General features: G+C 58.4%; 22 protein-coding genes and 1 pseudogene. 13 read left to right on the top strand and 10 right to left on the bottom strand.

The features are described 5' to 3' along the window. Window positions 1-266: 266 nt before the first annotated feature. The 5 genes from JKL46_RS31040 (at window position 267) to JKL46_RS31015 (ending at window position 6,321) form a co-directional block, all read left to right on the top strand. Complete coding sequence (locus JKL46_RS31040) at window positions 267-515, top strand: hypothetical protein (RefSeq protein ID WP_201841854.1); 249 nt, start codon at window positions 267-269, stop codon at window positions 513-515. Window positions 516-597: 82 nt separating this feature from the next. Further along, on the top strand, window positions 598-1,542 hold the full coding sequence (locus JKL46_RS31035) for an MBL fold metallo-hydrolase (protein ID WP_201841851.1): 945 nt from the start codon (window positions 598-600) through the stop codon (window positions 1,540-1,542). 399 nt (window positions 1,543-1,941) lie between these two features. Next, the gene (locus JKL46_RS31030; RefSeq protein ID WP_201841848.1) at window positions 1,942-3,870 is read left to right on the top strand and encodes a putative bifunctional diguanylate cyclase/phosphodiesterase; all 1,929 of its coding nucleotides are present in this window, start codon (window positions 1,942-1,944) and stop codon (window positions 3,868-3,870) included. Between the two features lie 480 nt (window positions 3,871-4,350). Then, the gene (locus tag JKL46_RS31020; protein WP_201841842.1) at window positions 4,351-4,563 is read left to right on the top strand and encodes a hypothetical protein; all 213 of its coding nucleotides are present in this window, start codon (window positions 4,351-4,353) and stop codon (window positions 4,561-4,563) included. Between the two features lie 1,362 nt (window positions 4,564-5,925). Beyond that, window positions 5,926-6,321, top strand: coding sequence for a hypothetical protein (locus JKL46_RS31015; RefSeq protein WP_201841839.1), 396 nt, complete (start codon window positions 5,926-5,928; stop codon window positions 6,319-6,321). Window positions 6,322-6,412: 91 nt separating this feature from the next. On the opposite strand, the gene JKL46_RS31010 is transcribed toward JKL46_RS31015, so the two are convergent. The 3 genes from JKL46_RS31010 to JKL46_RS31000 are packed head-to-tail and all read right to left on the bottom strand — an operon-like array spanning window position 6,413 to window position 7,282. Then, window positions 6,413-6,646 (bottom strand): hypothetical protein, encoded by a 234-nt coding sequence (locus tag JKL46_RS31010; protein ID WP_201841836.1) that lies wholly within the window; start codon window positions 6,644-6,646, stop codon window positions 6,413-6,415. A 5-nt stretch (window positions 6,647-6,651) separates the two neighbouring features. Further along, window positions 6,652-6,879, bottom strand: a complete 228-nt coding sequence (locus JKL46_RS31005) for a hypothetical protein (RefSeq protein WP_201841833.1) — start codon at window positions 6,877-6,879, stop codon at window positions 6,652-6,654. A 37-nt stretch (window positions 6,880-6,916) separates the two neighbouring features. Further along, window positions 6,917-7,282: a nuclear transport factor 2 family protein gene (locus JKL46_RS31000; protein ID WP_201841830.1), complete on the bottom strand. Its 366-nt coding sequence runs from the start codon at window positions 7,280-7,282 to the stop codon at window positions 6,917-6,919. A gap of 1,339 nt (window positions 7,283-8,621) precedes the next feature. On the opposite strand from JKL46_RS31000, the gene JKL46_RS30995 reads away from it, so the two are divergent. Beyond that, entirely contained in the window at window positions 8,622-8,891 is a 270-nt protein-coding gene (locus JKL46_RS30995; protein WP_201841827.1) for a hypothetical protein, read from the top strand. A 145-nt stretch (window positions 8,892-9,036) separates the two neighbouring features. Further along, entirely contained in the window at window positions 9,037-9,309 is a 273-nt protein-coding gene (locus tag JKL46_RS30990) for an SWIB/MDM2 domain-containing protein (RefSeq protein WP_201841823.1), read from the top strand. 687 nt (window positions 9,310-9,996) lie between these two features. Here JKL46_RS30990 and JKL46_RS30985 read toward each other — a convergent pair. The 3 genes from JKL46_RS30985 to JKL46_RS30975 all read right to left on the bottom strand — a co-directional run bounded on the left by JKL46_RS30985 (window position 9,997) and on the right by JKL46_RS30975 (window position 12,064). Then, window positions 9,997-10,263: a hypothetical protein gene (locus tag JKL46_RS30985; protein WP_201841820.1), complete on the bottom strand. Its 267-nt coding sequence runs from the start codon at window positions 10,261-10,263 to the stop codon at window positions 9,997-9,999. Between the two features lie 303 nt (window positions 10,264-10,566). Further along, window positions 10,567-11,622: a YsnF/AvaK domain-containing protein gene (locus JKL46_RS30980; RefSeq protein WP_246529656.1), complete on the bottom strand. Its 1,056-nt coding sequence runs from the start codon at window positions 11,620-11,622 to the stop codon at window positions 10,567-10,569. An 82-nt stretch (window positions 11,623-11,704) separates the two neighbouring features. Next, window positions 11,705-12,064, bottom strand: coding sequence for a PepSY domain-containing protein (locus JKL46_RS30975; protein WP_246529655.1), 360 nt, complete (start codon window positions 12,062-12,064; stop codon window positions 11,705-11,707). 174 nt (window positions 12,065-12,238) lie between these two features. Here JKL46_RS30975 and JKL46_RS30970 point away from each other — a divergent pair, with 174 nt between their 5' ends. After that, the gene (locus JKL46_RS30970) at window positions 12,239-12,697 is read left to right on the top strand and encodes a DUF2382 domain-containing protein (RefSeq protein ID WP_246529654.1); all 459 of its coding nucleotides are present in this window, start codon (window positions 12,239-12,241) and stop codon (window positions 12,695-12,697) included. A 147-nt stretch (window positions 12,698-12,844) separates the two neighbouring features. Continuing rightward, entirely contained in the window at window positions 12,845-13,414 is a 570-nt protein-coding gene (locus JKL46_RS30965) for a GrpB family protein (protein WP_201841817.1), read from the top strand. A 192-nt stretch (window positions 13,415-13,606) separates the two neighbouring features. On the opposite strand, the gene JKL46_RS30960 is transcribed toward JKL46_RS30965, so the two are convergent. After that, entirely contained in the window at window positions 13,607-14,515 is a 909-nt protein-coding gene (locus JKL46_RS30960) for a phasin family protein (RefSeq protein ID WP_343074161.1), read from the bottom strand. Between JKL46_RS30960 and JKL46_RS36725 the strand changes: the two genes are divergently transcribed. Both JKL46_RS36725 and JKL46_RS30955 read left to right on the top strand, forming a co-directional pair. After that, entirely contained in the window at window positions 14,441-14,635 is a 195-nt protein-coding gene (locus JKL46_RS36725; RefSeq protein ID WP_343074162.1) for a hypothetical protein, read from the top strand. The genes JKL46_RS30960 and JKL46_RS36725 overlap by 75 nt on opposite strands. Window positions 14,636-15,028: 393 nt before the next feature. Beyond that, on the top strand, window positions 15,029-15,190 hold the full coding sequence (locus JKL46_RS30955; protein WP_201841811.1) for a CsbD family protein: 162 nt from the start codon (window positions 15,029-15,031) through the stop codon (window positions 15,188-15,190). Between the two features lie 30 nt (window positions 15,191-15,220). Here the strand turns inward: JKL46_RS30955 and JKL46_RS30950 are convergent, their stop codons facing one another. After that, window positions 15,221-15,616, bottom strand: coding sequence for a PRC-barrel domain-containing protein (locus tag JKL46_RS30950; RefSeq protein WP_201841808.1), 396 nt, complete (start codon window positions 15,614-15,616; stop codon window positions 15,221-15,223). A gap of 248 nt (window positions 15,617-15,864) precedes the next feature. Here JKL46_RS30950 and JKL46_RS30945 point away from each other — a divergent pair, with 248 nt between their 5' ends. Further along, on the top strand, window positions 15,865-16,527 hold the full coding sequence (locus JKL46_RS30945; protein ID WP_201841805.1) for a DUF6766 family protein: 663 nt from the start codon (window positions 15,865-15,867) through the stop codon (window positions 16,525-16,527). Window positions 16,528-16,969: 442 nt separating this feature from the next. Here the strand turns inward: JKL46_RS30945 and JKL46_RS30940 are convergent. Continuing rightward, window positions 16,970-17,491: pseudogene (locus tag JKL46_RS30940) on the bottom strand (anion permease); the annotation flags it as partial. A 116-nt stretch (window positions 17,492-17,607) separates the two neighbouring features. Then, window positions 17,608-17,805: a hypothetical protein gene (locus tag JKL46_RS30935; RefSeq protein ID WP_201841802.1), complete on the bottom strand. Its 198-nt coding sequence runs from the start codon at window positions 17,803-17,805 to the stop codon at window positions 17,608-17,610. 177 nt (window positions 17,806-17,982) lie between these two features. Between JKL46_RS30935 and JKL46_RS35255 the strand changes: the two genes are divergently transcribed. Beyond that, a partial coding sequence (locus JKL46_RS35255; protein ID WP_210381523.1) for a hypothetical protein occupies window positions 17,983-18,290 on the top strand: 308 nt, incomplete at its 3' end.

Raw genomic sequence — 18,290 nt, 5'->3', positions numbered from 1 at the left:
CATCACATCCTCCCGTGACCGGGAGGTGAATCATCAACTCGCTGCAAATGAAAGATCTTTTATGAGTTCACGCCCTAATTCTCTCCGAAACTGCTATGCTGCGATTTCGGAGTTCGACGTTGGAAGCGCATCTGGAGCGAACCAGTGGCAAGCTTTCGTGAAAACCGGAGATCTCTCTTTCCGTTGACTGGGCGGCTTGTCCCCTGTGAAGCCCTTTCCAATGGAACTCGCCATCTATCATGGTCCCGTGAACGAAAGAATCCCCAATGACCGGTCCCGGCCTCCATATCCTGATGCCCGACGAAGTTCCAGAGGACCAAAGCAACAATATCACCCTGGCGGAGGTGGTTCAGCCCGAACGGGCGCTGGAGTTCATGGTGACGGTTCTCATCGATGGGACGGCTGTCGCCGTGAGTGGTCCATTCGCCTCGATAGAGGAAGCTGTCGACCAGACCAACGATCTCTCGAAGCACTACCAGCTTGAACCAGTCTACGTCAGGCGGGAGCAGGCCTAGCCAATTTCCGTCCCAAACTGCAATGCCCAGTCCGTGTCTTAACGGTCCAGCAATGTCATCTTGCCGGCCGGAGGAGAGTTCGATGAGGAAATCCGAACCGACAAAGTCCATTCTCACCCGCCGCCACGTCCTCCTCGGGACTTCGTCACTCGCGGTGATGCCGCTCCTGTCCGGCCATGCATTCGCGGCGCCGGTCTCCACTTTCAAGCAAGGTGACTTCGACATTATCGTCGTTAGCGACGGTTTCCTGACCCTGCCGATCAGTATCGTAGCTCCCGAGGCCGCTCCGCTCGAACAGACGGACATCATCCGCCGACTTGGCGGGAACGCCGACACCGTCCAGCCTCGAGCCAATATCCCGCTCATTCGCGTGGGGCAGGATCTGATCCTTGTCGACACCGGATCCGGAGACAAGTTCCAACCCACGGCAGGCCGGCTGACGGCCAATCTTGCGGCAGTAGGGGTCGATCCCGCCTCCGTGACCAAGGTCGTCTGTACGCATGCCCATCCCGATCACATCGGGGGAACTCTCGCGCCGGGCGCGGGACTGACATTCCCAAATGCAACCTATTTCGTGAGCGAGGCCGAGTGGCAGTTTTGGACTGATCCAAACTACCGCACGACCATGCCCGATGCGCTGCATGAGCTTGCGCGGGGCTCCCAGCGCGATCTATCCGCCTTCAAGGGCCGCGTGAATCTAGTGAAACCGGGTGAGGACATCGTCGCTGGCATGCGTGTCCTCGGCACGGCTGGGCATACCCCCGGGCATATATCGCTCGAACTGGCTGGCGGCGAAGGCTTGATCATTACTGGGGACGCAGTTACGAACCACATCGTCTCGTTCGAGTATCCCGGTCAGAAGTTTGGCTTCGACATGCAGCACGACGTCGCGATCGCTAATCGTAAGGCGCTTCTGGATCGTGCGGCGAACGATAAGATCAAGTTGCTGGGCTTCCATTGGTCCGATCCCGGGGTTGGCTATGCCGAGCGCAAGGACAACGCCTACCGCTTCGTACCTGCGATTTGACGTCCTGAGCCAAGCAAGGTGCTCGCTCGCCATCCCGTCCCCGAGTTCATCCTCGGGGTTCGCGGCCCTTGTATTGATGATGCACTTTAAAGCAAGCGGGCGGATCAAATAACTACGATCAAAACGCACAGGGGGATCGAAGCCGCTTGTCGCTAGTTCATCGAAAGGCATCATGCGTACTGCGGGGGCGATAGCACCGACGTGAGTACCACATCCGAACCTACAACTATATGAGAGACTACTTGCATATTGAAATAATCATATATAATAACTTGCACGCTATGCTTCGGAGACGATCTATTTTAGGTGGCTGTGAAGCTTTATGAGTTATCGTTGTCCGATGTAGCGGCCACTAGCGCTCGTTTTGGTGCGGCATAGTGAACGTCCGGGGGAAGACGTTTGTCGGTTCGCACACTCAAACTTGCGCTTTGCCTGGTTGTGAGCGGCTTTGTGCTCGCCGCAATATATTTCACAGTAGTCATTGCCGAGCGTCAGAATGCGTTAAGGCGGATCACTCGCTACAATCCGACATGGCAGGCGAACCAGGTTCTCAACGAGTTTATGACACTCGATCAGTCCCTCCGAATGTTCAAAGATGGTGCCGGCGACATAGACAAGGAAGATGTTGAGCTTCGCTATGATATTTTTGCTGGTACAATCAATAGCTTAGCCGAAGGGGGCTTTCGCGAGGTCCTCGATCAAGAACCAAGCTTTGAAAGCACAATACACGACCTTGAGGGCCCCACGAATGATGCTGCTCCCCTGATCAAGGATCTGAAGAGCCCAAACGACGCTCTAGCCGCATTGCAAGTTCTTAGTCCCCTTCAAAGCAGCCTCAAGCACCTACCATCGATTACATTCAACTATGGAGCGAAGCGTGCTTCTTGGGATCATCAAGAACTCACTCGGCTTCACTGGATATTCACTAGCATTGTTGGCTGCCTCATACTTTTTGGAATTTCCCTCATAGGACTACTTGCAAGACACAACAGTCTTCTTGAGCGCACTTATCGCAAGATGGGTATTCTCACAGCGGATCTCACCCACTTGGCTCATCATGATCCGCTTACCGGCTTGGCAAATCGCGCGCTGTTCCAAAAGCGATTAGAACAATTGCTTTCGAAAGCCCGTGATAATGGGTCAACCCTCGCAGTTCTGTACCTCGATCTTGATCTGTTCAAGAACGTGAATGATACGCTCGGCCACGAGACTGGTGATCAGCTCCTGAAAACCGTTGCCACTCGGATCCGTGGATGCGTTCAGAACAATAGCGTCATTGCCCGGCTCGGCGGTGATGAGTTTGCTATTCTCATGGAACCCACGAACGTGGCGCGGGAATGCACGATGCTGGCGTCGCGCATCGTGAAGGAGATAGGAACTGCCTACGATATCGACGGGCATGAAATCGTCATTGGAACGAGCATTGGCATTGCGTCCACAGAGCTTGTTGCCTCCTCTCCGGAGCAGCTCCTCAAGCAAGCCGATACGGCCTTGTACCGTGCAAAGGCAGACGGGCGGGGAACCTTCCGCTTCTTTGAGCCTGAAATGGACGCAGAACTCCAAGCGCGTCGAGCGCTCGAGGTCGATCTTAGAAAGGCGATGGTGAAAGATGAGCTTTATTTGGTCTTCCAACCGCAGGTCGATCTGCAAGCGAACAGGCTTCTGGGTTTCGAGGCGCTGCTGCGCTGGCGGCATCCCGTCCGCGGTTCGATCCCTCCGGGCGAGTTCATTCCGATGGCGGAAGACATCGGTTTGATCTCCTCACTCAGCGATTGGATAATCAACGAAGCTTGTAAAACCGCAGTCACATGGCCGAGGAACATCAAGGTCGCTGTGAATATCTCGCCGCTCCAGTTTCGAAATCGGACCCTTCTGCCGTGTGTCCGTAAAGCACTGACACGGACCGGCCTCGAGCCCAGCCGGCTGGAACTAGAACTGACCGAGTCGGCCCTGCTGGAGGAGAATGAAGCAACAGTGGCGGCGTTGCACGAACTTCGTGAACTCGGTGTCCGCATCGCTCTTGACGACTTCGGGACAGGCTACTCGTCCCTGAGCTACCTGCGCAGCTTCCCGTTCGACAAGATCAAGATCGACCAATCATTCGTACGCGAGCTATCAACGCGGCCAGACTGCATGGTGATCATCCAATCCGTTGTTTCGCTTGGCAGAGGCCTTGGCATGTCGATCACAGCCGAAGGCGTGGAGACGGAGGAACAACTCGCCCAGATTCAAGCAGCGGGATGCACTGAAGCACAAGGCTTTCTTCTCGGTCATCCGAAATCTGCCTCGGACTTAGACTTATCACCGAATGAGAGAAGCATGGCGTAAACACAATGCTGAATCAGTCCCAGTGTAGGGAGATGACGAACTGGCAGCGGGAAAAATGCCTGGTGTCTCGGTGTTTGCGTTCAGGAAGGCAAGTCGCGCGCCAAGGCGCCCTCCCAATGTCCGCACCAGACGCGTTCTGCATCAGCCCGACAACGCTTCATTGTTGCTTTTTACCCAGCGCCCTCAGCCAAAGCGGTCTTGCGACTGAAACTTTCTAGGATCCATTGCCGAACTGCGGTTACGGCTGGGCGCCGCTCGTGATCACCTGCATCGATCAGGAAAAATGAGGCTGGGGCCCGGACACTCTCAGCGAACGGTCGAACAAGAATCTCAGATTCCAAGTAGCGTTGACAGGTCACGTTGTCTCCCATAGCGAGACCAAGGCCGCCGACGGCCGCTTCGATCATCGCTAGATGGTTTCCGAGATAATGGCGCCCGCCTGTGAGGATGCTTCCTTAAGAGAACACGGCGATTGCAACGATGCTGCAAGAGCTGGAGAGCAGCCTCGCGCTGCCGCTACCACCGCAGCCGCCGTTTCCGGTCATGTCGGATGTAACGGTCCTGCAGGATCGGGTCTATGCTATGGCGCGCAGGGTGGGAAACATGAAGCAGGTGATCCGCGACAGGATCTTGCAGCAGACGCTCGCGGCCGACTTCTCTCCGCACACGGAGAAGATTGAAGCCTCAGGGTAGCATCATCGCATTTCTGGATGGAGCTGGTTGGCTGGCGTCGCTATGGGCATTCGCCCTCTAGCGTGAAAGGGAAACCAAGGCCTCACCTAATTCGCCGAGATCTCAGCGGAGAGCGCCGGATCGCACGGCATCTTCTGAGAATGCCTCCTAGAGCACGGGCCGAGGCGCATCTGCACGAGGCCAACGGAGACCGCGATCCTTGTCCTCCGCGGTCAGGCCGGATATGGTACGGCGAGTGATCGCTCCGTAGCTGCCATCATCTGATAGCCTGCTTTAAACATCTGCGTCTCGGCGACTAATCGAGCGCGTAGACGAGGGCCCAGCCAATAGCCCCTAGCGCAGCCAGCAAACCGACCCATTCGAGCACACGAGACAGCCTGTCATTGGCGGGCGACTTTGTACGAGCCACCAGGAGTTTGTCATCATCGTCAGCCATGGTGAGGAAGGCTTACAAAAGACGACAGATAGTGCCATGGCGTTGAGTGCGTCATCGCCCTCATCCCTCTCGTGCAATCACGACAACCGCTTCAACCCCCTGCCGCTTGCGCTCTGAGGCCAAGGCAAACGCGGCAGAGAGGGCCTGCTCCTCCGTGGAGTGAACCGAGATGTGTCGCCCGTCGTGCGAGACTGACCAGATGTCATCCCCTGTACGCTTTACCACCACCCGTTCCACGCTTGTGGCTCCCTTGGAGACCACCTTCAAGCGTAGATGCCTATCGCTGTTCCGCAATCAACTCAGAGGGTTAGAATACTAGTTTAGAATACCTCTCAAAAGGATAGTTCAACAATCCCTTAAGGTTACTCTGAAAACCCCTCCAGGAACTTCTTCCCCATTACGATAGATGCCCGCTCCGGTTGCCGGTGTCTGAAGCGTCGTGCCAGCTGAAACGCCCGGTGGGCTCTCTCGCGGATTTCGTCCAGGTTGTCCTGCAGGGAATTGAGCTCTCCTTCAACCTCCGCGAAGGATGTGCACTCCGGGATGATGACCAGGCGCCATCCTCGCCCTAACATATCGCAGAAGATGCCGGGTGGTCGCCCGATGAACTTACTGCAATTCAGGTCGGGCACAGACAATGGATGAGGCTACGGTACTTGCGCGTGAGCTTCACCGGGATATTCCTTCGCGTCTGGGGACTTGATGGACTGTCAGGTTCACCCGATGCTCGGCCCAGTATTAATCTGAGGAGTCGCGGATCACGACTGGAAAACAATGACCAGGCGCCGCGCCCCCTTTGCGCTACGCCGATCGTTACTGAACAGAACAGGGAAGTTCGGTTCAGACGACATTCAGCGTGAGGGTGATGTAATCATCCTCAATTCGAGTTTGCGTTAACAGACCCGGAACTATTCTGGAGACTTCACATGCGTAAGGTCGCAATTCTTGCCGCAGCCGGCATCGTGGCTCTTGGGAGCCTCTCGGCCTCGGACGCTGAGGCTCGTTCCAGGCGTGGAGCCGGGGCTGCAGTCGCGGCGGGTGTCGTCGGTCTGGCTGCCGGAGCCATCATCGCCGGTGCCGCGTCCCAAGCCTATGCGGCTCCATCCCCATATGGTTATGCACCGTATGGTTATGCCGCCCCGGTCCCCTCGTATCGCTACAGTTATAATGACGGCTATTACGCCAGACCGGTTTATCGGGAACGGCGAGTGGTTCGCTACTATGAAGAGCCCCATCCTGTGTATCGTCCTCGCGTCGTCCGGTCGTATGACTATGGTTATGGCCAACCTTATTATGGCTCAGGCTATTACGGTGGCTGGTGAACACCCATCCACGGTGGCCTAGAAAAGGGCGGTCGCCATGACCGCCCTTTTTGCTTCCACGCCGCGTCTGGCACCGACACCTGCTCAAGTGTCACGGTGGGATCTCGCCTCTCTTCAGTCTGACGATCACCGTCATGGCGATCGTTTCGTCCTCCTTGGTCATCTCGTTTCTGAGCAAGTCGGCTTGATTGAGAACGGCAGCTTTCACCTTCCTCTTGAAGTGCGAGCGCGCCTGGCCGGCGATCTTCGCGACACTGGCCGTGTCGGTCTCCGGAGCCGAGGGTTCCTGCGGATCGTGGTCTGCTTCCCCATTATTCCAAGGCACGCCCCTCATGAGGCGATCAAAGATTTCCGCCTTGGTCCCAGTTGCAATGACGGCAAGAGATAGTCGGTATAATCTCCGGCATTGAAGGAGATGACCGGGATCGGTACGGTCAGCGAGCGGGCGCCCCCTTTTGGATCCACAATCGAGAATCTCAGAGCGGGATCCTCCACGATGGTGGCGTAGAGATCGTCGATATCGGCGTCCCCGAGGGCTGCGCCCACTTCCGCAGACATCAAGGCCAGCCTCGTGAACGGCTAATGGTGCGGAGTGTTAGCCGGCAGCAGGAACCTGGTCGAGGAAGCCCACGACCTCCTTCAGGCGCCCGTTGCCCAGAGTGACGAAATCAGTGCCTTTGATCGGCCCGTCTGCGCCTTCCGGCCCAAGCTGCCACGAGAACCGGAGGTTATTGCCATAGCCGTCAGGCTGACCAAGGAGAGCAAAGCGGAAGGTAGGGAACCGCTGATGCACAGCGCTGATGAGCGCATCGATCTGATTATAGCCGCTGCCCTGCATGAGCGGGTCAACGTAAGTACCGTCCTCGATCCAGAGATCGGCCAACAGAGCCTGCCGGCGGTCGGCATTCGTCTCGTTCCAGAGAGCGATGTAGCGGGTGGCGATCGAGGTGGCGTCGGTCATGAGATATCTCCTGATGGTGAGCTGGGGCAATCCCGGCATGAGGACCATGGAGGAGACGCAGCATCAGGTCGATTACGCCTGAGGTAATGTTTTACGCGGTAACCAGGATACCGTCTGTCGCCGTTCCCGGAGAAGAGCCGGTTTCGTAGTAATCCCAAGCGTCGCCACGGCGGGCCTCGGCATGTCGCGCTTGGCCAACTATCCGTTCAAGGCTAGCCACCCGGCGAGAGCTCGGTCGTTGCCTTTGTAGATGCCGTCTCGAGAAGGCGAAGGATGGAACTAATAAAATACGTCACTGATCCTCCTTGGGCAGCCGATAACGAAGGGTATGAATAATGCCGATGCGCCGCTCGGTCTGCGAGCGGGACACCCAAGGGGTCGCATTGTGGTAAAGTTGGGGGCAGAGCGGACGGTAGAACGCTGCCAACCGCAGGAAGGAAAACGCCTTGGATAAGGTGGTGTCTAGCGAAACCTCAGCTAAGGCGTCCGTGTTCCATGGGAATGACACCACACTTGGGAGATAGGCGGCGCACCAAACTCAGTCAACGCTGTCCCAGCGAAAACGCCCTGACAGAGTTAGCCGTGTGAGCTCGCTGTCAGGGCGCTTTTGTGATGCCGGTTGCAACACCACGCCGCCACAATGCCTCATGAACGGCAATCATGCAACTGAAGGCTGTGTACAAGTACGGAACGCCTCGGCGAGAGGCTGAGCACCAGACTTCCTGCCACGCATGCGATGTGTTCCGGCATCGCACGATCCAGGTCGATGCGCCCATGATGAACCGGTGTCGGCAACGCACGCCATCTGGCACTGTCTGTGTGGGATTAGGTCATACTCGTAATATCGCACCCGTCAGTGAAAAAGGGATTGCCAATGGTTACACGGGTTAGATGTCAGCCGGAATCGCAACCTTTTCGATTGCCGGCTTCTTCGGTGCCCCTGAGAGTATAAGCTTGGTGAGGACCTCGTAGACGGATTGTGGCCCGCACTCATTCTTCCCAACAGCGCAATGATCGAAGAAGCTGACGGACTCGTCGCACTGCGCTGAGCGCTGCTGCTTTGGAGCCTCCGCGCACCGCATATATGTCTGTCGCAAGATCGGTGGTGGATCGAACGATTCAAAGGCCACCTGCGCAGGGGTACGTGTGATTTTCTCATGGGCCAAAATGAGAGTGGCGGGCCCCAAGAGCATGGCGATGGCTATGAAGCCGGGATGGATCTTCCGCATCGGCTTACCTCGGACCCTTATGGTTAAGACGACGTTAACCGATACCGCCCGAAATAGAAGCACGTAACAGCCTACCGCAATTCGCGACGATGACACCAGGAAGCAGAGAGATGGCTAGCCGCCCCGAGCAAGAGGTCGAACAACCTGAATCCAATGCAAAAGCCAGCACGCCGCAACTGGATCGGTTGGAGAAGCTGGCGAATGCAGCGGCGACCGCTGCCCAAGCGAAACAGTGGCGGGCTCGTAAGAACGGCTTGGATCAGCAAGAGGAATCCTCGGAGGTCCGCAATCTTAGTAACAATGCCGAGGCCAGAGCTCGGGCCGAGGAGGCGATGCGGCAGATGATGGCAAAGCCCCACGGCAAGAAGCGCGGCTGGTGACGATGTGGCCCTTTTCATCGGAAACCACCCTCCCGACATCGTCGCGTCCATGGCGAGATTAAGGAACTGTTCAGTTCTTGCTGGCCATGGTCCCGCCCCTTTGCCCCTGCAGATGGCAGTGAGGCACCCCTAAGGAGTTTTTACAATGACCGAAGCCAAAGCAGCCAAGAAGCCAAACTCCGCTCTGGCAAAGCCGTTGCAGCCTTCGAATGAACTTGCGGCCGTTGTCGGATCGGCCCCGCTTCCGCGCACTGAGGTGGTGAGCAAGGTCTGGGAGTACATCAAGGCCAACAATCTGCAGAACCCGGAGAACAAGCGCGAGATCCTGGCCGACGACAAGCTGCAAGCCGTCTTTGATGGCAAGAGCAAGGTCAGCATGTTCGAGATGAACAAGCACTTTGCTCAGCATCTTTCCTGAGCGCGAGCTGAGCAACAGGTCTACCACGCCAGAATTCTGGCGTGGTGGGTGTTCGTTCACCCATCCAGTCTATGGCTCCCGGTTCGACCACCCCATTGAGTCTCTTCTGAGTCTCTTCGCGATCCGAAACGCGAACGAACTTTCCGACCACGATCTGGCTGATCTCGGCATCGCCCGTTTGACATTGCGGCCGTGGCTCTCCATCGACACTTGGGTTGCACCGGGCCGGCGGTTGTCGTTGAGCGCAGAGTTTCCCCGCATTCTGATCCGCTAAGCCGTCAACTGCGATCACGATTGACCAACGCGCGTGACACAGCGATTGCCTGCTCGTGAAACGCAGGCATCAGCAAGATCGAGCGGGCCCGCTACGGCCTCAAACGGCCGCACCCTGATTGATCTCTTGGAGATGGGAACATCCGGTGCGAGCGCTAAGGCTGCTCCCTTGGTGAATTGGCGAATAAGTGATCGGTGTTTAACAGTGAGGACGAGCGCCTAGCTGGGTTTGGAGTCTCGGTCGTGCGACCTCATTGAAGCGCCACATATCACGGACCGAGTCAGCCAGCTCGATCTTCCCATCCCGCTCCAGCTAAGGTGCTGGAAGCTATCTGAACGCCTGGCTCAAGTTTGGTGGCGTTTGCTACCGAATGCGGGAGAAATGTATACGACCGGAGGTCTCGAGAGAAACCATCACGCACCATTGCCCGCCGCCGGTTCGCCCGTCTCACCTAGCAACGGACGGTACTGGACCACCGTATCCAGCACCTCGATCGATTTGCCGTCTACAAACATTTGCAGGTCGCCAGAGACATACCGATAGGGTGCGGGGCGGCAATCAGTGCTGTCGCAACAACTGGCGCCTTCTTCGTTCTTCAGATGAGAATAGATGTCGTGGTCTTCCGCTGAGTTCAGAATGCCGATGAAGGCAGCGGCGATGAGGGCCAATCGCGAAGCCATGTAACTCTCCCGACCCTAAGCGACATGGGCACCGAACGCGTTGCCCAGAGATCGCGAGAGGCGCCCAGTGTGATGCACACTCGGATTTCCGCCAGGTAAATGCTGTGCCTCGGCGCACAGGTCGAAAAAGCCTCTATGCTGTCGTGGGCGAACCGCGGGGCCACCATGGGCCGCATTCGATAGGTCGGGCAGCAAGCTGGCATCGGAGCAGGGAATGCTCGACCGACGGCTAGCCTCGTGGGCGGCCTTGTTGCCGGGATTTCGGCGGGAAGCCCGGCCGTAGCCGGGTTTCCGAGGGTTTAATCAGCGGTTCCGTTTGACAGGATTTCCCGTGGTTCCGGTATGTGAGCTCTGGCTCCCGCGCTCGTCCTCCACGTCCACCTCTGTCTTGCGCACGGTGTCGGAGACGGTCGCCGTGCGCTGATCGGCTTCCTTCCTCACGACCACTTCCTCGACGACGCGCGTTTCCTTCGAGACCACCGCCTCTTCGGCACGCTCCTCTACTTCGATGGTGCGCTCCAGGAACGGATCGGTGCCAATGCTGCCGGCCTGGGTCGTACCGGACACCGGACGCCGCTCGACCTCGACATGTTCCTCACGCAGGTTCACCTGCTCTTGCACCGGACGCTCAATCACCCGCGAGTGCAGGCGAACTCGACCACGGTTCACCTCACGCTTGCCGACGTGAAGTTCCTCCTCCGCGACGGGTATCACCTCCTCGGCACGGCCGGAGGTTGCGGAGGTACGATCAGTCAACCCGGTTGCCATTGCCGCTCGGGCGGTGTTCTCGGACGTGGCATCGTAGCCCGTCCAGCCTTCCGAACGCCAAGTGTTCTCACGCTCGTCGAAGTCCACCGTGCCCTCGTCATCGAGGATGTCGACTATCCTGTCGACCTCCGCTTCGGAGGCGCTGACCGTTACCAGGGCGCCGCCCCGACGAATGCCCTCGGCATAGGAATGGGCATCGCTCTCGCTCACACCCGCATCGACCAGCGCGCCGGTGATGCCGCCCACGGCCGCCCCGGCGCCGGCACCCACGAGAGTCGATGCCAGCCATCCGGCGGCAACAACGGGTCCAAGCCCGGGGATTGCCAGCATCCCGAGACCGGCGAGAAGGCCTGCGCCGCCACCAGCCAGCGTTCCCACCGTAGCGCCCGTGTCTGCTCCGTCGCTAACATCGTCACCGCGATGGTAGGAGCCGTCTAATGTGCGCGTTGCGTACGACGAGTAGCGGTCACCCTCGTTGCTCGCGACAACGCTGATGCCGCTCTGCGGAATTCCTGCTGCTTCGAGTCGACGTACAGCCTCGGACGCGTCCTCGTAGTTTTCGAAGAATGACGTGATTGTTTTATCGGACATGGTCTCTGATCTTTCCTGTTCGAGTCTTGCCGTGAGGCGGCATTGGGGTAGATGGCTTGGTTTCGAAGGGCCGTCCGGCGGCCTACTGGGCCTGAATGGTGCCCTTGTAGTCGATGGCCACGCTGACTGACTTGCCGTCACGGTCGGCCTTGCCGCGCCATATGCCCTGATCGTCCTTGCGTAGCTCCGTGACGTTGCTGAAGCCCTGCGCCTCGATGCGTGACCGTGCCTGCGCTTCCGTGAAGCTGTTGGAGCCAGGGTCGACCGTGCCGGTGGTTTGCGGGCTCTCTGCGGGCTTATGGGTGATCGCCGGATTCGAAGAGCCGCTGTTCGACGGCTGGGCAACCGATGGACCCGAGCCTTGGGTGTTCGTCGATTGCGCAATCGCCGCATTGGCAAAAACCGACATGATCGCGAGTGTTGCGACTCCGAGACGTTTCAAGGTGTTTCTCCTATATGTCAAACACGTAGGGGCTCAATGTGCAGCCCTGACATCGGTTCCGAATGTCAGGCTTGATGGACTCAGCCATGTCGTCGCTGCGGATCGTCGCGGATGATGGTTGGGTTCGGGAACCCCGATTCACGCAACCCGTTGGTTGTCGTTCAGGTGAGAGGAATGATGACGGACCCGAAACACAACCCAAGCCGGAGCCCCGATTGCCGAGAGCAGACGTCTACTGATGCTGAATCTCTTGCGAGCGGCACTCATCTGGTGTCCGAGGACGTGATTCCTCTGGCTGAGGAAGTCACGACGGTCGACAAACGGCCGACCGTGACCGGACGTGTCCGCGTGCAGACCGTTACCGACACATCCGATGAGTTCGCGCGGGCGAACGTTCGTCATGAGACCGTCGAGGTCACCCGAGTACCCGTCGATAAGGTGGTTGAGACCGCCCCTGAGATCAGGACCGAAGGAGACATGACGATCGTGCCGGTCCTCGAGGAGGTGCTTGTTGTCGAGAAGCGGCTTGTTCTCAAGGAGGAGCTGCACATCCGGCGCATTGTCGAGATGGAAGCAATCGAGATGCCAGTCACGCTGCGCAAGCAACGAGCCATCGTAGAGCGCGACACCTAGAGTAACCAGCACGTCGATCGAATCGAAGCTGGGCCAAAGCCTGGCAGTGCCATGGCCGATGACTGAATTGAGCGCAGAACGGCGGCTGACGAAGTCGTAGCCTTCATCACCGGGTGCAGTGCCGACCAGCCGGCCGCGATAGATGGAGTGCCGGCGTTCATCATCGACGAAACCCGGCATAATGCTGGCATGGATCGACGGTCGGAGAACGCGATGAAAGAACCCTTAACACTCGTACCGTATGACCCACATTGGCCACGGCGCTTTGAAGCGTTGGCTACCCGCGCGTCGGCTGCTCTGTCTCCCCTGCCTGTGCGGATCGAGCACGTCGGCAGCACATCGATACCGGGACTGTCTGCCAAGACCATCATCGACCTTGACGTCGTTGCTGACCCTGCCGATGTGCCGGAAGCGGTAAGACGCCTCTCCGAGATTGGCTACGTCCACAAGGGCGATCAAGGTCTGGCTGGCAGGGAGGCCTTACTCTGGCCGCCGAGGGAACGGCAGCATCGTCTCTACGTCTGTAGGGCGGATTCACCTGCTTTGCACGAGCATATTCTGTTCCGCGATTTTCTTCGCGCAAACCCTGAGGAAGTGAAGCAATACGAGCGACTGAAACGGGCCCTCGCAGCCCGCTTTGCCGATGACCGCGTCGCATATCAGGCAGGCAAGGCGAGTTTCATCGATGCTATTATGGCCCGGATCGCGAATGGATGATGGGTCCGATCGCGGTAGCCTGCGGTGCCGATGAGGACATCACGGCGGCAATCTCAACAAATCGCCGTTGCGGCTAACTCGCACTAGACTGCTGGTGGTGAGCTTCCAATTGACGATCAGCCGTGGCGAGCTGGAAGCGCGTGTGCTCCTGGCGCGCAACTAGGAGCACATTACCACCACCTTGATCGAGGCTTATGCCACTCGGCTAAAGCGCTGGACCGTCTGCTGGGCCTGCGCAGCCGTGTTCTTGGTTGCCTCGTCGATCACCCGGATTGTGAGTTCCGCAAGCCGGCGGCTGTTGTCGATGGACTGCTCAAGGTTGTCACGAAAGAGAGAACTATGGACCGCGATCATGTCAGCGGCTGTCCGACAGCCGGCAAGCTGGTTGAAACCATCGACGTTCCGTTGCAGGCGCTTCTGGCTCAGTTCGAACACCTCGCGGGAGACATCCTGCAAACCACGCGCCAGAACGGTGCCGGCTTGTGTCACGGCACGGAAGTTCTCCGATGGCCGGCCGGACAGATCCCCAGGGTTCCCCGAGGGATAGCCAAAGATCCGGAGTCCGTGTTCGGTCGAGCGCCGGGTGATCTCCGAAAGGGTGCCGAGGTTGGTTTCCACGGTCTCCTGCATGGTCCGAGCTATGGTTTGAGCGCCCTCTACTCCGGCCCTTATGGTGTCCGCGACGCCGTCGGTAACCTGCTGGACGGTTTCTCCCTGCTCACGGAGGCGCCGGGCTTCGGCCCGCTTGGTTTCGTCAATGGTCGCCATTTCATCCTCCACCTTCTCGATGACTTCGTTGACTTCCTCGTCGCTCAAGACCTTGAGCACGGCGGGAAGCAACTCCTTCTTGTCGTCACGGATGTGCTGCTGGAACGTTCGCCTCAGTTCGGCGACCTGGCCGAGAAACCCGACAGAATTCTTGGGCATCCGCTCTAGTTCCGCCAGGAGGGCATTGGTCTCTTCGCTGTCACGGACAGCGTCCACCACGAGATCCTGCATTCCGTGCCGTGTCAGAATGGGAAAGAGATGCTGCTCCTGAAGGCTGGCGAGGAGTTCCAGCTCCTCCTTCAAGTCCGTCAGCAGCCGCTCGCGGGTTTTGATGGCATTGTCAGATGTGGCGAGAAGCTTCTCGAAGAGATCGAAAGCCCGGTCGGGTGGCGTTTGGTTGAATCGCCCGCTGGTGCCCATTTATCCTCGCAATTCATTACTTTGGTGCCCTGAAGCAGGGCGCTGGAAATATGGAACTGAATACTTGTAACGGCGGAGACGCTTCGATACTGCGAAGCTAACCTGTGTTAACGACCCTCATGTGACAAGGGTACCGGGTTTTTACGTAGGGATGTTCCGCAAGGTGACGGGTTCCCTCATCGAACCGCGAGACCGCATAATCCGGGTGATTTCGGGAGCGGCCACCGCCATGGGAACGGCAGTGGCTCTGGCCGCGGCACCTCCGGTCGCGGTCATGGATCCTCAAACCCGGCAAAATATCGAGGTAGGCCCGCAGGCAGGATCAGATCTCCAATGGCGCTGGTCCCAATCGATCGACGGTTGAACATAGAAACCTTGTTCGACCGTGCGGGTTACTCTGATCCAATTACAAGCAGGAGCAATTGGATGGATTGGAACCGAGTCGAAGGCAACTGGAAGCAGGTCAAAGGCCAGATCAAAGAGCAGTGGGGCAAGCTCACCGATGACGATCTCGATGTGATCAACGGCCAGCGCGATCAGCTCGAAGGCAAGATCCAGGAGCGTTATGGGCTCGAAAAGGATCCCTGAAACGGGGCCTTTTCTTTGATGGCGAGCAGATCAGCGCTTCCAACGTGCCTCATACTTGAACTCGGGTGCTGCTTGGAGCTGGTCCTTGGTGGCGTTCATCACTGCATGCCACTTGTTGTCGTTCTCGGTATAGCTGACCTTGACGGCATTCGGGCGCACGATGACATAGCGCTCGCCCAGGCCCAGGAAGCCTCCGACAGAGACGATGTAGCCGCTGAGATCGCCCTGCGAGAGGATCAGGTCTTTGATCTCCCCGATCGTCTCCTTGGCATCATTGGTGACATTGAGACCAATCAGATTGTTGCTCAGCACGTCGGTCGGCTTGGCTATGACAAATGTTTCCGTAGTCGTGGTCACGGCCGTCTGAGCGACGGCGGCACCGCCCAGTAGCGTCGCAGCCGCAATTGTGATGAAGATACTGCGCATTTTTTCACTCCGTGGGTACGGACTGCATGTGGAGGAATGCGTACAAAATGTGAGAGTTCCGCAGCTCCGCTGCATGTCTGGAAACGGCGTGGACCGTCGTCTGCCAAGACAGAAAATCGCCCCCGGTCACTGCCCTTCTCGGCCCTTACGCGTCTGTTGGACTGCTCTCAAGGTGGGAACCGTCATGACCTGGAAACGGAATGCCGGGTAGCGGGTTGAACCGTGGCGGTTTTCGCTGAGAGGTCGTCATGCGTCGGTTCCTTCGTGACAATGGTCTGTCGATTGCCCTGTTTCTCATGTTTGCCGTTTCCCTTATCGGGCAAGCGCTGACGGGATGGCGGGCGCATGCGGAGGAACTGCGGATCCACGGCCAGCCGGCTATCGGCTTGCTGTCATACCTGGCCAGTGGCCATTTCATCTCGGCCGTGTTCGAAAACTGGGAGAGCGAGTTCCTCCAGATGGCGATGTACGTCGTGCTGACCATCTTCCTGTTCCAGAAGGGTTCAGCCGAGTCGAAGGACCCGGAGGGAGACAATCCGGAGGATGAGGCTCCATCGGACAGGCATCCGGCGCCTGACGCGCCGTGGCCCGTGCACCGGGGTGGCCTGATCCTCAGGCTGTATTCGCATTCGCTGAGTCTTGCCCTCGTCCTGCTGTTCATCGCCTCGTTCTGGCTGCACCTGGCCGGCAGCACCCGGCGCATGGGCGAGGAGGCCCAGTGGCACCACCAGCCGCCACCGACGCTGATCGGGACCCTGGGTGATCCCGAATTCTGGTACGAGAGTTTCCAGAACTGGCAGAGCGAGTTCCTGTCGATCGGCGCGCTGCTCGTGCTCGGGATCTACCTGCGCCAACGCGGCTCGCCGGAATCCAAGCCCGTCGCTGCACCCCATCATGCAACCGGACATTGATGGCCTCGCCGGGGCTTCCGATACGGCTCTCCTCCAGAGTCGGCGGGTGTCGGCATTCTGGCGGACGCCGGGATTTTGCCAAGTCGCCGATCGAGGGTACCGCACGAGAGGACCGCGTCCGATCTAGACAAGAAAAAAGGCCACTGTCGCCAGCGGCCCGAAGTTTAGGGAGGAAACGCCCAAGAAGGGCAGCAACGCAGCGACGCCAATCGCCTTGTTGCATTGCGATAAATAGTTTACGTCTGAACACTGCGCAAGGCTTAAAGGACCGCAGGGTTGCCTGTACTGGTAGTATAGGTCATGCGACAAATGCATAGCCGGACCATAGGTCGCCGAACCCGCCCTTAGGGGCTATGCGGAGCTCTCCGCAAAAAGCTAAGCGGTGGACCCGTTTCAATCGACGGGCAGCCCGCCACGTGACTCATGCATTTACCGGACCCTTTCAGTACATTATCGAGACTGTGACCCAGTAAAAGAATGCCGCGATAATCGCGGAGGCTGGGATCGTCACAACCCAGGCCACCACGATGCCCTTGGCCACCCCCCACCTGACGGCGGAGGTCCTGCGGGCGGCACCGACCCCGACGATAGCCCCGGTGATCGTGTGTGTCGTGGAGACCGGGGTGCCGAGCCAGGTGGCTAAGAACAATGTGATGGCCCCTCCCGTCTCGGCACAGAAGCCCTGCATGGGGGTGAGCCGCGTGATCTTCGATCCCATCGTGTGCACGATCCGCCAGCCGCCCATCAGGGTGCCCAGGGCCATGGCCGCCTGACAACTGAGGACGACCCAGAAGGGAACGTAGAACTCGCTCCCGAGATGGCCCTGCGACAATAGCAGCACTGCAATAATGCCCATGGTCTTCTGGGCATCGTTGCCGCCGTGCCCGAGGGAATAGAGGGCTGCCGACAGGAACTGGAGACCGCGAAATGCCTGATCCGCCGAAAAGGGGGAGGATCGGGCAGCCCTCGAAACTGAGGGAACCACAAAGCAATGAGAAAGTCAGATCTTCAATTCGCCCAAGGGGTCAATTCTTCGGTTCGGTTGACAGGCCCGGCGGCGGTAGCCTGACGCGGCCATCGCTAACCCACGTGTTGCTCAGCGGTGGCCTCTCTCAAGGCGAGGAGGAGAACGCCGATGTCATCCTCCAGCAGCTTGATCGCATTGCGGGCATATTCCCTGAAGCGTTCCTTGTCCGAAGTGGGTTCCATGTCCCACGTGTGTGGTCCTGGCTGGGCGCCATGGATGGCCTGTGCCACCAGATCAATGCGCTGTTCCATGTCGAATCCTGTTATTGTTGCCCGCCGTCGTGTCAGAGGCTGGCAAGTAGAAGGCTTGCCCCGATGAAGGAGCCAAGGGAGGCGGCGAAGAGGATCGATGCACGCTGGAAAGACGGCCCCGTATTGGAGACAGTCACCGGCTCCGGAGGGCTTCTTTCTTGCCCGTGATCGTGTGGCATGAACTCTATCCCGCGTTATGTCATCGCTGGAATGGAAAACGTCGGCAGGCATCGCCCTATTCCTTCACGGATGGAAAAATGTTTGAGCACGCCACAGGCGAATGGATGCCCGCATCGCTTGTGCTGCATGTATCTCACAATTGGTGCAGGTCATGCTCGAGCGACCCGTGGCGCATATGCAAAAAGGCCCGAGGAGATCTCTCGGGCCTTTTCCCTGAGTGGCGGTGAGCGCTTAGTAGGTGCCGAACTTGAAGTTCAGCTTTGCGCGCGCCACGAAGAAGTCGTTGTCGTCGCTGCCGACGGCGG

It is taken from the genome of Microvirga zambiensis WSM3693, assembly GCF_016735695.1.
Taxonomy (GTDB): domain Bacteria; phylum Pseudomonadota; class Alphaproteobacteria; order Rhizobiales; family Beijerinckiaceae; genus Microvirga; species Microvirga zambiensis.
This window is presented reverse-complemented; position numbering and strand designations above follow the sequence as displayed.

Coding starts and splice junctions, on each gene's coding strand:
- JKL46_RS31040 (WP_201841854.1), top strand. CDS start 267: ATGACCGGTCCCGGCCTCCATATCCTGATGCCCGACGAAGTTCCAGAG.
- JKL46_RS31035 (WP_201841851.1), top strand. CDS start 598: ATGAGGAAATCCGAACCGACAAAGTCCATTCTCACCCGCCGCCACGTC.
- JKL46_RS31020 (WP_201841842.1), top strand. CDS start 4,351: ATGCTGCAAGAGCTGGAGAGCAGCCTCGCGCTGCCGCTACCACCGCAG.
- JKL46_RS31015 (WP_201841839.1), top strand. CDS start 5,926: ATGCGTAAGGTCGCAATTCTTGCCGCAGCCGGCATCGTGGCTCTTGGG.
- JKL46_RS31005 (WP_201841833.1), bottom strand. CDS start 6,879: ATGTCTGCGGAAGTGGGCGCAGCCCTCGGGGACGCCGATATCGACGAT.
- JKL46_RS31000 (WP_201841830.1), bottom strand. CDS start 7,282: ATGACCGACGCCACCTCGATCGCCACCCGCTACATCGCTCTCTGGAAC.
- JKL46_RS30995 (WP_201841827.1), top strand. CDS start 8,622: ATGGCTAGCCGCCCCGAGCAAGAGGTCGAACAACCTGAATCCAATGCA.
- JKL46_RS30990 (WP_201841823.1), top strand. CDS start 9,037: ATGACCGAAGCCAAAGCAGCCAAGAAGCCAAACTCCGCTCTGGCAAAG.
- JKL46_RS30985 (WP_201841820.1), bottom strand. CDS start 10,263: ATGGCTTCGCGATTGGCCCTCATCGCCGCTGCCTTCATCGGCATTCTG.
- JKL46_RS30980 (WP_246529656.1), bottom strand. CDS start 11,622: ATGTCCGATAAAACAATCACGTCATTCTTCGAAAACTACGAGGACGCG.
- JKL46_RS30970 (WP_246529654.1), top strand. CDS start 12,239: ATGATGACGGACCCGAAACACAACCCAAGCCGGAGCCCCGATTGCCGA.
- JKL46_RS36725 (WP_343074162.1), top strand. CDS start 14,441: ATGCTGCTCCTGAAGGCTGGCGAGGAGTTCCAGCTCCTCCTTCAAGTC.
- JKL46_RS30955 (WP_201841811.1), top strand. CDS start 15,029: ATGGATTGGAACCGAGTCGAAGGCAACTGGAAGCAGGTCAAAGGCCAG.
- JKL46_RS30950 (WP_201841808.1), bottom strand. CDS start 15,616: ATGCGCAGTATCTTCATCACAATTGCGGCTGCGACGCTACTGGGCGGT.
- JKL46_RS30945 (WP_201841805.1), top strand. CDS start 15,865: ATGCGTCGGTTCCTTCGTGACAATGGTCTGTCGATTGCCCTGTTTCTC.
- JKL46_RS30935 (WP_201841802.1), bottom strand. CDS start 17,805: ATGGAACAGCGCATTGATCTGGTGGCACAGGCCATCCATGGCGCCCAG.